This window comes from Ephemeroptericola cinctiostellae (assembly GCF_003339525.1).
GTDB classification, from domain to species: domain Bacteria; phylum Pseudomonadota; class Gammaproteobacteria; order Burkholderiales; family Burkholderiaceae; genus Hydromonas; species Hydromonas cinctiostellae.
This window is the reverse complement of the sequence record NZ_CP031124.1, coordinates 1,663,388-1,676,134: the sequence shown is the minus strand read 5'-3', so window position 1 is coordinate 1,676,134 and position 12,747 is coordinate 1,663,388. Positions and strand designations below refer to the sequence as shown.

The 12,747-nt window shown below is 48.6% G+C and carries 8 protein-coding genes and 2 pseudogenes; 4 read left to right on the top strand and 6 right to left on the bottom strand.

The window, feature by feature from the left end:
- Window positions 1-47: 47 nt before the first annotated feature.
- From fabG to DTO96_RS07575, 3 genes are all read right to left on the bottom strand, one after another.
- The gene (fabG, locus tag DTO96_RS07585; protein ID WP_114562942.1) at window positions 48-791 is read right to left on the bottom strand and encodes a 3-oxoacyl-ACP reductase FabG; all 744 of its coding nucleotides are present in this window, start codon (window positions 789-791) and stop codon (window positions 48-50) included.
- A gap of 115 nt (window positions 792-906) precedes the next feature.
- A complete protein-coding gene (gene fabD, locus DTO96_RS07580) occupies window positions 907-1,842 on the bottom strand; it encodes an ACP S-malonyltransferase (RefSeq protein ID WP_114562941.1) in 936 nt (311 codons plus the stop codon).
- A 182-nt stretch (window positions 1,843-2,024) separates the two neighbouring features.
- Window positions 2,025-3,005, bottom strand: coding sequence for a beta-ketoacyl-ACP synthase III (locus tag DTO96_RS07575; RefSeq protein ID WP_114562940.1), 981 nt, complete (start codon window positions 3,003-3,005; stop codon window positions 2,025-2,027).
- A gap of 181 nt (window positions 3,006-3,186) precedes the next feature.
- On the opposite strand from DTO96_RS07575, the gene DTO96_RS07565 reads away from it, so the two are divergent.
- Window positions 3,187-4,335 (top strand): GNAT family N-acetyltransferase, encoded by a 1,149-nt coding sequence (locus DTO96_RS07565; protein WP_114562938.1) that lies wholly within the window; start codon window positions 3,187-3,189, stop codon window positions 4,333-4,335.
- 12 nt (window positions 4,336-4,347) lie between these two features.
- Here DTO96_RS07565 and DTO96_RS07560 read toward each other — a convergent pair whose 3' ends face one another.
- The gene (locus tag DTO96_RS07560; RefSeq protein WP_114562937.1) at window positions 4,348-5,310 is read right to left on the bottom strand and encodes a GlxA family transcriptional regulator; all 963 of its coding nucleotides are present in this window, start codon (window positions 5,308-5,310) and stop codon (window positions 4,348-4,350) included.
- Between the two features lie 170 nt (window positions 5,311-5,480).
- Window positions 5,481-5,894: pseudogene (locus tag DTO96_RS13250) on the bottom strand (YadA-like family protein); the annotation flags it as partial.
- Between DTO96_RS13250 and DTO96_RS13245 the strand changes: the two are divergent.
- Together DTO96_RS13245 and DTO96_RS12940 are read left to right on the top strand one after the other, a co-directional pair.
- On the top strand, window positions 5,863-5,994 hold the full coding sequence (locus DTO96_RS13245; RefSeq protein WP_505661229.1) for a hypothetical protein: 132 nt from the start codon (window positions 5,863-5,865) through the stop codon (window positions 5,992-5,994). The pseudogene DTO96_RS13250 and the gene DTO96_RS13245 sit on opposite strands and share 32 nt — an antisense overlap.
- 312 nt (window positions 5,995-6,306) lie before the next feature.
- A complete protein-coding gene (locus tag DTO96_RS12940) occupies window positions 6,307-10,437 on the top strand; it encodes a hypothetical protein (RefSeq protein ID WP_225972451.1) in 4,131 nt (1,376 codons plus the stop codon).
- A 257-nt stretch (window positions 10,438-10,694) separates the two neighbouring features.
- Here DTO96_RS12940 and DTO96_RS12935 read toward each other — a convergent pair.
- A pseudogene (locus DTO96_RS12935) lies at window positions 10,695-10,784 on the bottom strand (ESPR domain-containing protein); the annotation flags it as partial.
- A 555-nt stretch (window positions 10,785-11,339) separates the two neighbouring features.
- Here DTO96_RS12935 and DTO96_RS07550 point away from each other — a divergent pair.
- A complete protein-coding gene (locus DTO96_RS07550) occupies window positions 11,340-12,455 on the top strand; it encodes a CaiB/BaiF CoA transferase family protein (RefSeq protein ID WP_114562936.1) in 1,116 nt (371 codons plus the stop codon).
- Window positions 12,456-12,747 lie beyond the last annotated feature (292 nt).

Sequence of the window (12,747 nt, the reverse complement as noted above, 5' to 3'; positions counted from 1 at the left end):
TAAAAGAAGAATTCGTTTGAAATAACCGCCCTGGATTCTTAGGCCTTTTACATGTACATCCCGCCATTCACTGCCAGCACTTGCCCTGTGATGTAAGCGGCATCGGTTGAAGCCAAGAAAGCCACCGCATTTGCAATGTCTTGCACCTGACCCAAGCGCGCCATAGGGATTTGACCCGCCAAAGCATTGATGGCATCGGCTCCTAATGCGGCCGTCATATCGGTTTCGATGAAGCCGGGCGCAACACAATTGACTGTGATGTTACGCGAGCCAAGCTCTTTGGCCAAAGCCCGTGCCATGCCCTCAACGCCAGCTTTAGCCGCCGCATAGTTGGCTTGACCTGGATTACCCATTTGCGCCACCACGGAGGTCACATTGATGATGCGCCCTGCCCGTGCTTTCATCATGCCACGCATGACACCGCGAGACAAACGAAACACACCACGCAAATTGGTCGCGATGACCGCATCAAAATCATCGTCTTTCATGCGCATGGTCAAACCGTCGCGGGTAATCCCTGCGTTATTGACCAAAATTGCAATTGCACCCACTTCTTTCTCAATCTGCGCCAGCACGGCATCGGTTTGCTCTGTGTCAGCGACATTGAGTACCATGCCACTGTTTTTAGGATTGATCGCCTGCAAGTCCTTGGCAATGTCCGCTGCCCCCGCTTCAGAGGTCGCCGTGCCAACGACGATTGCGCCACGCTCTGCCAATGTGCGGGCAATGGCACGGCCAATGCCGCGTGATGCACCCGTTACAAGGGCAATTTGATTGTCGAGTTGATTCATGTTGTGTTACTCCTTCTGTGGTTACGGGTGCTTTTTGTATGATGATTTAAATCAATCAAAGCACCTCTTTCATGGTTTTATAGTTTGCTTTTATGAACAGTGCGTTTATTCAAAATCAGTTCAAAGCTTCTAAAATAGATTTTAAACTGGCTTGATCAACCAGTGCATGCCCCGTCACTCGTGCATCGATGCGCTTTGCCAAGCCCGCCAAAACTTTACCTGGACCGCATTCAACAATGTCAGTCACACCTTTATCCGCCATGGCTTGGACGCATTCAACCCAGCGCACGGGATGCCATGCTTGGCGCACGAGCGCATCTTTGATGCGGGCAATGTCATGCTCAATCATGACATCGACATTGTTGATGACTGGAATGTTCGGTGCATTTAAACTGACGTTGTTCAATGCATTTTGTAGCACGTCTGCTGCTGGTTTGAGTAAACTTGAGTGGAATGGTGCAGAAACAGGCAAAATCAAAGCGCGTTTCGCGCCAGCGGCTTTGGCCAACTCACATGCTTTTTCAACAGCGGTTTTGTGACCCGCAATGACCACTTGACCCGGTGAATTAAAATTCACCGCTTGCACCACTTCACCTGCAACTTCGGCTTGTGCAGTTTCGCACACGAATTTCACCGTGTCGTCATCAATCCCTAAAATCGCAGCCATGCCACCCACACCAACAGGAACAGCGCTTTGCATGGCTTCGGCGCGTGTGCGCACAAGTTTCACTGCATCGGTTAAAGTCAAAACGCCTGCTGCGGTCAAAGCCGAGTACTCACCCAAACTGTGCCCCGCCATCATCACAGGCGCTTGACCGCCTGCGTCCAACCACGCGCGATAAAAAGCAACGCTGGCTGTGAGCATGACGGGTTGTGTATTAACGGTTAAATTAAGGTCTTCAATCGGGCCATTTTTCATCATGCTGAGCAAGTCGAGGCCAAGCGCATCAGAGGCTTCAGCAAGGGTGTCTTGCACAACTTTGAGGTCAGCGAGGTCGTTCAACATGCCAATGCTTTGTGAGCCTTGGCCAGGGAATACGAATGCAATCATGGGATCTCCAATAAATGAGCCCTCTCAAGGGCTTCAATGGTTTTTTACACTTGTTTTTTTGATTTTTCGTGGCTCTGATGTTGCTCATCTTTTTAAACCTATCGAAAAACCAGTATTTCAGTTAAAACTCAATTCGTTTAAGCAATATTTAATCAAAACAACGGCATCATATTTGCATGATCCTAAAACTTCAACAGGCTGGCACCCCATGAGAAGCCACCGCCCACACCTTGTAAAAGCAAGGTTTGCCCTTTCTGAATTCGACCATCGCGCACAGCCATATCGAGCGCCAACGGCACTGAAGCGGCTGATGTATTGCCATGCTGGTCAACAGAGACGATCACTTTTTCTGTAGGAACATTCAAACGCTTGGCAGCAGCTTGCATGATGCGGATATTGGCTTGATGCGGAATGAACCAATCAAGCTGCTCAACACCCATGTGTGCATCGTCAAGCACTTCCAGTGCGACATCACCCAACACTTTAACGGCATTTTTAAACACCGCTTGACCATCCATGGTGATGAAAGGGTTACCGACGATTTCACCATTTTTAATCACACCCGTGCTATATAAAATAGAGGATAAGTCACCATCCGAGTGGATTTTGCACGACAAAATCCCTGCCTCTTCAGAGGCTTGCAACACCACTGCGCCTGCACCATCACCAAACAATACACTGGTGGTGCGGTCATTCCAATCCAGCAAACGTGAAATCACGTCGCCGCCAACCACCAAAACATTTTTTGCCTGACCCGCTTGGATCATGGCATTGGCCATGGTCATGGAGTAAATAAAACCGCTGCACGCAGCGACAACATCAAAAGCAGCAGCCTTTTTTGCACCAATGCGCGATTGCAACAAACAACCTGCGCTGGGGAACATCATGTCGCTGGTGGTCGTACCAAAGATGATTAAATCAAGTTCATCCGCGCCAATGCCAGCCATTTGAAGGGCATTTTTAGCCGCCACCTCGGCCAATGAGCTGACCGTTTGTCCTTCACTCACCCAATAACGTTGGGTGATGCCTGAGCGATCACGAATCCACTCATCGGAGGTTTCAATGCCTTTTGCTGCTAAACGTTCAACCAGCATGGCGTTTGTGATGGGTTCATTGGGCACGCAACTGCCTGTGCCTATGATTCTTGCGTATGTATGCTTCATGTTATTGTCCGTGTGCTTTGATGCGTTTTTTATGCGAAGTACCGAGCATTGTACGCCAAAAGACCCAAACTGTGAATGCCTCCAGTGTGCAAATCAAGGCGCTTGCTGTTTTCTCAACGGCATCACAAATCCACGCCAGCAAGTCTGCGCTTGATGGCTTAAATTGCTTTAGAATGCCCAAATGCCTTCCATTAAAATACTTCACAGCATGGCCGAAGCCCCAGATGGGCTGTTCTTGCACAGCCATTCACCTTTTCTATCACGCGCCTTTTGGTTGGCGTTGGAAAACAGTGGCGCCATATCCAATGAGTGCGGCTGGTGGTCACAGCACTTGCTTTTGCTCGACGATGAGGGACAGGCCATGGCTTTACTGCCCTTGTTTATCAAAAGCCACAACCGTGGGGAATACGTGTTTGATCATGCTTGGGCTCAAGCCTATGCACACAATGGGTTGGATTATTATCCTCGTTTGGTCAGTGCGGTTCCTTTCACACCCGTTACAGGGGCTCGTGTGTGGTTGATGGCAGGGGTTCATTTGAATGATGTGCTGCCGTTGTTGCTTCATGGCGTACGACAGATTGCCGAGCAGATCAACGCTTCCTCATGGCATGGTTTATTTCTTAAGGCGCAGGATGTGGTTGCTTTTCAGCAATCGGGTATGCCATTGGCGTTACGGCACGGCTGTCAGTTTTTATGGACGGATCAGGATTTTGGTGATTTCGATGGTTTTTTGGCGACAATGACCGCCAAACGGCGCAAAAACATCAAAGCAGAACGTGCAAAAATCACGCGGGCAGGTATTTCATGCCGTTTTATTGAGGGGGTAGACATCAACGCTGATGATTGGGCGTTTTTCTACACTTGCTATGCACGCACCTACCACATCCGAGGTCAGCGGCCGTATTTGAATCAGGCATTCTTTGAGCAATTGGGTCAAAACATGCCTCAACACATGACCTTACAAATTGCCCAACTAGCCAATGGCGACCAACTGGCTGCGGCGTTGTTTTTTAAAGACGATCAAACGCTGTATGGTCGTTATTGGGGTGCTGTAGAGGATGTGGATTGCCTGCATTTTGAAGTGTGTTATTACCAAGGCATTTCTTATGCCTTAAAGCATCACTTGCGTTACTTTGACCCTGGCACGCAGGGCGAACACAAATTATTACGTGGCTTTTCACCTGCTTACACACAGTCGTTGCATTGGTTGCACGACGGGCAATTCATGCAAGCGGTGCAGCATTATGTTAAGCGCGAACGGCTGGGTATTTTGGCGTATTATGAAGAGGCATGCGCTGCTTTGCCTTTTAAAAAATTGCACGACATTTAAGTTGCACGACATTTAGCCCGCTCGAAACGCAGCTATTGAGCCTTTTTCAAATTTACCCCACACATAGCGTGCGTGTCGTGCCGAGCCAAAACCAGCTGCTAAACTCGCTTTTTCAACACTGTAAGCACCATTACTTAAAAATTTCTTCAGTGCCGACACACGAACCCATTGCTGGTATTGCACCACGCTCATGCCTGTATTTTGTTTAAATAACCGAGTCAAATTGCGTGGACTCATGCACGCCGTGCTTGCTAGGCTATTTAAATCATGAGGCTGATCGAATTCTTTCTGAAGCATGTCTTGCACCCGATGAACACCCGCATGGGCATGGTGACGAGTTCGTAACCATGGGGACATTTGCTCATCTTCCAAGCTGCGTTGAAAATACACCACCATTTCACGCATGGTGTTCTGCATCACGGTCGCCCCAGCCAACTCGCCAAGGGCGTGTAGCAACATGTCGATCCCTGAAGATAAACCTGCGCATGTCCACACATGTGTCTTGCGTCCACTCGACCGAACGACCGCCCGTTGAGGCCTCACACGCACCGTTGGGTGAAATTGCGCCAAACGATCGCACAGTGAATGGTGTGTGGTGGCATCAAAGCCGTTGAGCAAACCAGCACCTGCCACCACAAAGGCACCCGAACAAATGGCGCATACAGTGACCCCTTCATGAATCACATGCTTAAGCCAATCCATAACAGATAAAAATGCTGGATCATTCATTTCCAAAGGAATCGCCAAAGATCCAGGAATGACCACCACCGAACCATCGGGCAGACTTTCAGGCAAAACCTCACATTTCGGTACAACCAATTGCGCAGCATCTGTTAAAACATGAGCAGACGCAGGCGCAACGCTGTGCCACATAAAATCCCCACCAAACTGATTGGCGATGCGGAACACATCAATGGCACTGGCGTATTCAGTCAAAATGGTTTTTGGTAAAAAGACGCCATATACATGAATCATTGCTTATCCTTTAGTAACGAATCAATTATACGTCAATAAAAGCATATTTCCAGCATCACACCAGACAAGCATCGGAAACATCAAGCCATGTTATACCAACTCATAACAAAACAATATTTCTTATACCCCCCTCGCAATGGATATGGCGAGGGGGGATTCAAAGCAAAAAACTATTTCTTAGGTATGGGGTTCAAAGGGGTATTCAAAGTACCGCCAGCGGGTTGAACAGGCACATAAAGATAACGTGTTCCATATTCGTTGTGATAATCATGCCCCCAGTCCATCACGAAATCAGCGCCCGCAGCAACCCCCACCTTGCCTCCAGAAACAGATACACCCGCTCCAAGATTCCAACGATTGCTGATCGCGGTGTACTTCCCTGTCACTGCAAATGCAGTCGCACCATCGTAATTACCCACACCTGTATGGAGCACAACACGACCTGGAATATTCAACGTGGGCATTTGCATGGCCATCGCAGCTGCCACACCATTTTTCAACCCTTTAATTTCTTGATTTAAAGAGTGTTGCAGACCACTCAATTGGCTCACATTGACTGCATCCGTAGGCGCTGAACCTGCCGCCACATTGGTAATGACGCGCTCTTGCCCAGCAGCCCCCACTGACACTTCGCCAACAGGGTTGATTCCAGCAGCGGTACCCGTTGGATTAAATGGCGTGTAATTACTGAGTGAACTACCATTTGCGATAGAGTTTGCGCCCAAAGCCACAGAATTCGGGGACGAAGCCGTTGCACCGTTCCCAATTGCAACTGAGTTTTCACCGGATGCAACCGAGTTTGGACCAATGGCAACTGAGTTTTGGCCTTCAGCATTGGCACCCGCTTCCGTCGAGTTGGCTTGAAAGTATTTCGAACCTTTTGTCACCAATGTTGACAATGAAGCCACTGAACTGTTCACCGCACTCAAGCCCGTTGACGTCGTTGTTGACAATGAGGCAATTGTGCTGTTGGCTGTGCTCAACGTGGTAGAAGCAATGCCAGAAACCACTGTCGATAACGAAGCCACTGAACTGCTTACTGTGCTCAAGCCTGTTGATGTCGTTGTTGACAATGAAGCAATTGTGCTGTTGGCTGTGCTCAACGTGGTAGAAGCAATGCCAGAAACCACTGTCGATAACGAAGCCACTGAACTGCTTACTGTGCTCAAGCCTGTTGATGTCGTTGTTGACAATGAAGCAATTGTGCTGTTGGCTGTGCTCAGCGTGGTTGAAGCAATACCAGAAACCACTGTTGATAATGAAGCCACTGAACTGTTCACATTATCAAAACCCGTTGACGTCGTTGTTGACAACGATGCAATCGAACTGTTGGCCGTGCTTAAAGTTGTCGAAACCGCAGTAGAAACGACGCTTGACAAAGATGCCACTGCGCTGTTGACACCACTTAAACCTGTTGAAGTGGTGGTCGACAAAGAAGCAATTGAACTGTTTGCAGTGCTCAATGTTGTTGAAGCAACAACGGAGACAACGGAGGACAATGAAGCCACTGAGCTATTAACAGAACTCAACCCAACAAACGTTAAGGTAGACAAGGAGGCCACAGAGCCATCGACTCGAACAAAACCTGAAGAAGTCAATGTCGACAACGACGCGATTGCGCTATTTGAAGTACTCAATGTGGTGCTGGCAGCCGTGCTGATTGCAGTTGACAACGAAGCGATGCCACTGCCGGTGATGCTTGACAAGGAAGCCACCGCACTGTCCACACTGCTCAATCCACTTGAAGTCAAGGTCGACAATGACGCGATTGCACTATTTGAAGTGCTCAACGTGGTGCTGGCGGCTGTGCTGATCGCGGTTGACAACGAAGCGATACCACTGCCAGTGATGCTTGATAAAGAGGCAATGCTGCTGCCTGTCAACGTTGACAACGATGCAATTGCGCTATTCGAAGTGCTTAACGTGGTGCTGGCAGCCGTGCTGATTGCGCTTGACAACGAAGCGATGCCACTGCCTGTGATGCTTGACAAGGAAGCCACCGCACTGTCCACACTGCTCAATCCACTTGAAGTCAATGTCGACAACGAAGCAATAGCGCTGTTCGAAGTGCTCAACGTGGTGCTGGCAGCCGTACTGATTGCAGTTGACAACGAAGCGATGCCACTGCCCGTGATGCTTGATAAAGAGGCAATGCTGCTGCCTGTCAAGGTCGATAACGATGCAATTACACTGTTCGAAGTACTCAACGTTGTGCTGCTGGCCGTACTGATTGCAGTTGACAATGAAGCGATGCCACTGCCGGTGATGCTTGACAAAGAGGCCACGGCACTGTCCACACTGCTCAATCCACTTGAAGTCAAGGTCGACAACGAAGCAATTGCGCTGTTCGAAGTGCTCAACGTGGTGCTAGCAGCCGTACTGATCGCGGTTGACAACGAAGCGATGCCACTGCCGGTGATGCTTGACAAAGAGGCAATGCTGCTGCCTGTCAATGTTGACAACGATGCAATTGCGCTGCTCGAAGTACTCAACGTGGTGCTGGCGGCTGTGCTGATCGCGGTTGACAACGAAGCGATGCCGCTACCAGTGATGCTTGACAAAGAGGCAATGCTGCTGCCTGTCAATGTTGACAACGATGCAATCGCGCTGTTTGAAGTGCTCAATGTCGTGCTGGTGGCCGTACTGATTGCAGTTGACAATGAAGCGATGCCACTGCCGGTGATGCTTGACAAAGAGGCCACGGCACTGTCCACACTGCTCAATCCACTTGAAGTCAAGGTCGACAACGAAGCAATTGCGCTGTTCGAAGTGCTCAACGTGGTGCTAGCAGCCGTACTGATTGCAGTTGACAATGAAGCGATGCCACTGCCCGTGATGCTTGACAAGGAAGCCACCGCACTGTCCACACTGCTCAATCCACTTGAAGTCAAGGTCGACAACGACGCGATTGCGCTGTTCGAAGTGCTCAACGTGGTGCTGGCAGCCGTGCTGATTGCAGTTGACAACGAAGCGATGCCGCTGCCGGTGATGCTTGATAAAGAGGCAATGCTGCTGCCGGTGATGCTTGATAAAGAGGCAATGCTGCTGCCTGTCAACGTTGACAACGACGCGATTGCGCTGTTTGAAGTGCTCAACGTGGTGCTGGCAGCCGTACTGATCGCGGTTGACAACGAAGCGATGCCGCTGCCGGTGATGCTTGATAAAGAAGCAATGCTGCTGCCTGTCAACGTTGACAACGACGCAATCGCGCTATTTGAAGTGCTTAACGTGGTGCTGGCAGCCGTGCTGATCGCGGTTGACAAGGAAGCGATGCCACTGCCAGTGATGCTTGACAAGGAAGCCACCACACTGTCCACACTGCTCAATCCACTTGAAGTCAATGTTGACAACGATGCAATCGCGCTGTTTGAAGTGCTCAACGTGGTGCTGGCAGCCGTACTGATCGCGGTTGACAACGAAGCGATGCCGCTGCCGGTGATGCTTGATAAAGAGGCAATGCTGCTGCCTGTCAAGGTCGACAACGACGCAATCGCGCTATTTGAAGTACTCAATGCGGTACTGGCAGCCGTGCTGATTGCAGTTGACAACGAAGCGATGCCACTGCCGGTGATGCTTGATAAAGAGGCAATGCTGCTGCCTGTCAATGTTGACAACGATGCAATCGCGCTGTTTGAAGTGCTCAATGTCGTGCTGGTGGCCGTACTGATTGCAGTTGACAATGAAGCGATGCCACTGCCGGTGATGCTTGACAAGGAAGCCACTGCACTGTCCACACTGCTCAATCCACTTGAAGTCAAGGTCGACAATGACGCGATTGCACTATTTGAAGTGCTCAATGTCGTGCTGACAGCCGTGCTGATTGCAGTTGACAACGAAGCGATGCCGCTGCCGGTGATGCTTGATAAAGAGGCAATGCTGCTGCCTGTCAACGTTGACAACGACGCGATTGCGCTGTTTGAAGTGCTCAACGTGGTGCTGGCAGCCGTACTGATCGCGGTTGACAACGAAGCGATGCCACTGCCGGTGATGCTTGACAAGGAAGCCACCGCACTGTCCACACTGCTCAATCCACTTGAAGTCAAGGTCGACAACGACGCGATTGCACTATTTGAAGTGCTCAATGTCGTGCTGGCAGCTGTGCTGATCGCGGTTGACAACGAAGCGATGCCACTGCCGGTGATGCTTGACAAAGAGGCCACCGCACTGTCCACACTGCTCAATCCACTTGAAGTCAAGGTCGACAACGACGCGATTGCACTATTTGAAGTGCTCAATGTCGTGCTGGCAGCTGTGCTGATCGCGGTTGATAACGAAGCGATGCCACTGCCGGTGATGCTTGACAAGGAAGCCACCGCACTGTCCACACTGCTCAATCCACTTGAAGTCAAGGTCGACAATGACGCGATTGCACTATTTGAAGTGCTCAACGTGGTGCTGGCGGCTGTGCTGATCGCGGTTGACAACGAAGCGATGCCGCTACCAGTGATGCTTGACAAAGAGGCAATGCTGCTGCCTGTCAATGTTGACAACGACGCAATCGCGCTATTTGAAGTACTCAATGTGGTACTGGCAGCCGTGCTGATTGCAGTTGACAACGAAGCGATGCCACTGCCGGTGATGCTTGATAAAGAGGCAATGCTGCTGCCTGTCAATGTTGACAACGATGCAATCGCGCTGTTTGAAGTGCTCAATGTCGTGCTGGTGGCCGTACTGATTGCAGTTGACAATGAAGCGATGCCACTGCCCGTGATGCTTGATAAAGAGGCAATGCTGCTGCCTGCCAACGTTGACAACGACGCAATCGCGCTGTTTGAATTCCCCATAGAAGACACGACAGAAGACAAAGAAGCAACAGAGCTGTTTGTCGTGCTGACAACAGTGGATGTTAAAGAAGACAACGATGCGATCGCGCTCCCAGCACTTCCAAGAGTGGAAACAACCGATGACAGGGATGCAACTGCACTGCCTATCGTAGAAAATCCAGATGATGTCGTTGTTGACAATGAGGCCACTGAACTTTTTACTGTCGATAACCCAGAAGAAGTTAAGGTTGACAGAGAGGACACAGAACTGTTTACAGTGGATAAACCAGAAGAGGTTAAAGTCGACAGGGATGCGATTGCACTGCTGGTACTCGCAATATCTGTCGTCACAGCACCCATTTGATTAATACAATCTTGGGCCGTGTAAGGTAATCCATCAGATGGATCAATGTTGTACACGTATCCTGTTGCGGGATTAATTAAAGTTCCAGCGTATTGATTGTATTCAATTTTAACTGCTGAGCCACCAGACATGGTGAACTGGCAAGCACCATCATAAGTCGTCGATCCAACAATCAATGTGGCATTGGCGATTGGACTGATCAAAAGCATTCCTCCAACAACCACACCTTCTCCTAGCAATGTGGCCACACCCATTTTTGATGGTTTTCCTTGTGCTGTCGTATTTTCAGATACGGCCACCCATACGCCCAGTTTTTTATTGAAAATACTTTTATAAATCTTATTCATGACAACACTCCTTCAGGATAAACGTGTCAATAAAACCCTTGAATTCTTATTTCGAAGCACACCAATGGGAGACAGAAAGAACTTAAAATTGCCCCAAAGTACAAAGCTTGCTGGCAGCCAAAGTAAAAAGTTTCAAACAACTGGATAAAAGCTCCAGAAAATCAAAACAATTGATAGAAATAAAAGGGAGGCAGATAAAGAAAAACGGCCTAAGTTAACAACTTACCAATCAAAAAAATATTTATTATTTGAATTATTTTTAATTAAAAAAGATGTTGAATCACGCAATCAAGGCAAAGTACAGAAAATCATCACAATAGTTATTAATACGATTATAGGACAATTACTTTTAAAATCAACATAATTAATACAAAATCAAACAAACTTTAGTTTATGTTACATAAATCAACATTAAACAGTTGTTTTATATGGGCTTTAAGATCACTCATAGCACTTATCCAAAACCCAACAGTGTCACCGACCACTTCAATATCAACTTTTATAAACTGTTTCCATGGGGTATCATTTTAAAAAACAACCCCTCCAGGAAAAAGCATGCCACAAGCCTTATCTCATTTAAAAATCATAGATTTATCTCGCATCCTTGCAGGCCCTTTTGCCAGCCAAACACTCGGTGACATGGGCGCACAGGTGATTAAAATTGAACATCCAGATGGAGACGACACCCGCCGATGGGGGCCTCCGTTTGTTGAGCGAACCGATGGTTCACGTGATGCCGCTTATTTCTTTTGCTGCAATCGCAACAAAACCAATATCAGCCTCGATTTCACGCAGGCCACTGACAGAGCCACGCTGTTGGACATGATTAAAGATGCTGATGTCCTCATTGAAAATTACAAAGTAGGCGGACTACACAAATATGGATTGGACTATGACAGCATTCGATTAATTAATCCCCACATCATTTATTGCTCCATCACGGGTTTTGGTCAAACGGGTCCTTACAAAGAGCGCCCTGGCTATGATGCACTGATTCAAGCGATGGGTGGATTGATGAGCATCACAGGCGAAGCCGATGGTGCACCACAAAAAGTCGGCGTGGCCGTGGTTGACTTAATGACAGGCATGTATGCAACCACAGCTGTTCTGGCGGCACTCAGCTACCGCGAACAGACGGGTATCGGTCAGCACATCGATTTGGCATTGTTTGATGTTCAAGCCGCCATGCTTGCCAATCAAGCTTCAACTTACCTCTTGAGTGGTGATGTGCCGACTCGTAAAGGCAGTGCCCACCCCTCAATTGCGCCCTATCAACCCATGTCAGTTGCTGATGGTTACGTGATGATGGCGGTTGGTAATGACCGACAGTTCACCGCTTTATGTGATGCCGCAGGTTGCCTTGACCTCGCGCAAGATGAACGTTTTTCGAGTAATGCGGCTCGAGTCAAGCACCGCATCGAACTAGAAATGGCTTTAGCCCCTTCCTTGATGGGCAAAAACATCAAAGAATGGATCACTTTGGGTGAGCAACGGGGTTTTCCATGTGGCCCGATCAACACCATCGATCGCGTATTTGCAGACGAACAACTGTTGTCGCGCAACATGGTGGTGACGGCTGATGATGGCAGTCGCTTGGTGGCCAATCCAATCAAATTTTCAGAAACCCCCATTGAACGTTACACATCGCCACCCGTATTGAAAAGCTCTTAATGCTTAATAGAATTGGAATGTGGAAAAAGTAAAAACTTGCTTTTTCCACACCTCAAGTGAGAAGCCTTGTCAAAGACGATATTGGCCATAATTAAGAAGCATCAAAAGATTGTGTAAGCTATTTCGAATTCGCCCACATCAATCCTGCTTGCTAAATAAACAGCCCCTTACCCCCTCCGCCTACTCACATCTTCTTTTCCCATTCCCTTAACAAATAAGCCCTTAGAGGGAACGACCTTGCTGCAAGGACAGTCTAATTTTTAGTTTTAAAATGATGCAAAGAGAACCTTAC

Bases quoted from the DNA above. Each gene is read 5' to 3' on its own strand.
- fabG (WP_114562942.1), bottom strand. From the start codon at position 791: ATGAATCAACTCGACAATCAAATTGCCCTTGTAACGGGTGCATCACGC.
- fabD (WP_114562941.1), bottom strand. From the start codon at position 1,842: ATGATTGCATTCGTATTCCCTGGCCAAGGCTCACAAAGCATTGGCATG.
- DTO96_RS07575 (WP_114562940.1), bottom strand. From the start codon at position 3,005: ATGAAGCATACATACGCAAGAATCATAGGCACAGGCAGTTGCGTGCCC.
- DTO96_RS07565 (WP_114562938.1), top strand. From the start codon at position 3,187: ATGCCTTCCATTAAAATACTTCACAGCATGGCCGAAGCCCCAGATGGG.
- DTO96_RS07560 (WP_114562937.1), bottom strand. From the start codon at position 5,310: ATGATTCATGTATATGGCGTCTTTTTACCAAAAACCATTTTGACTGAA.
- DTO96_RS12940 (WP_225972451.1), top strand. From the start codon at position 6,307: ATGCCAGAAACCACTGTCGATAACGAAGCCACTGAACTGCTTACTGTG.
- DTO96_RS07550 (WP_114562936.1), top strand. From the start codon at position 11,340: ATGCCACAAGCCTTATCTCATTTAAAAATCATAGATTTATCTCGCATC.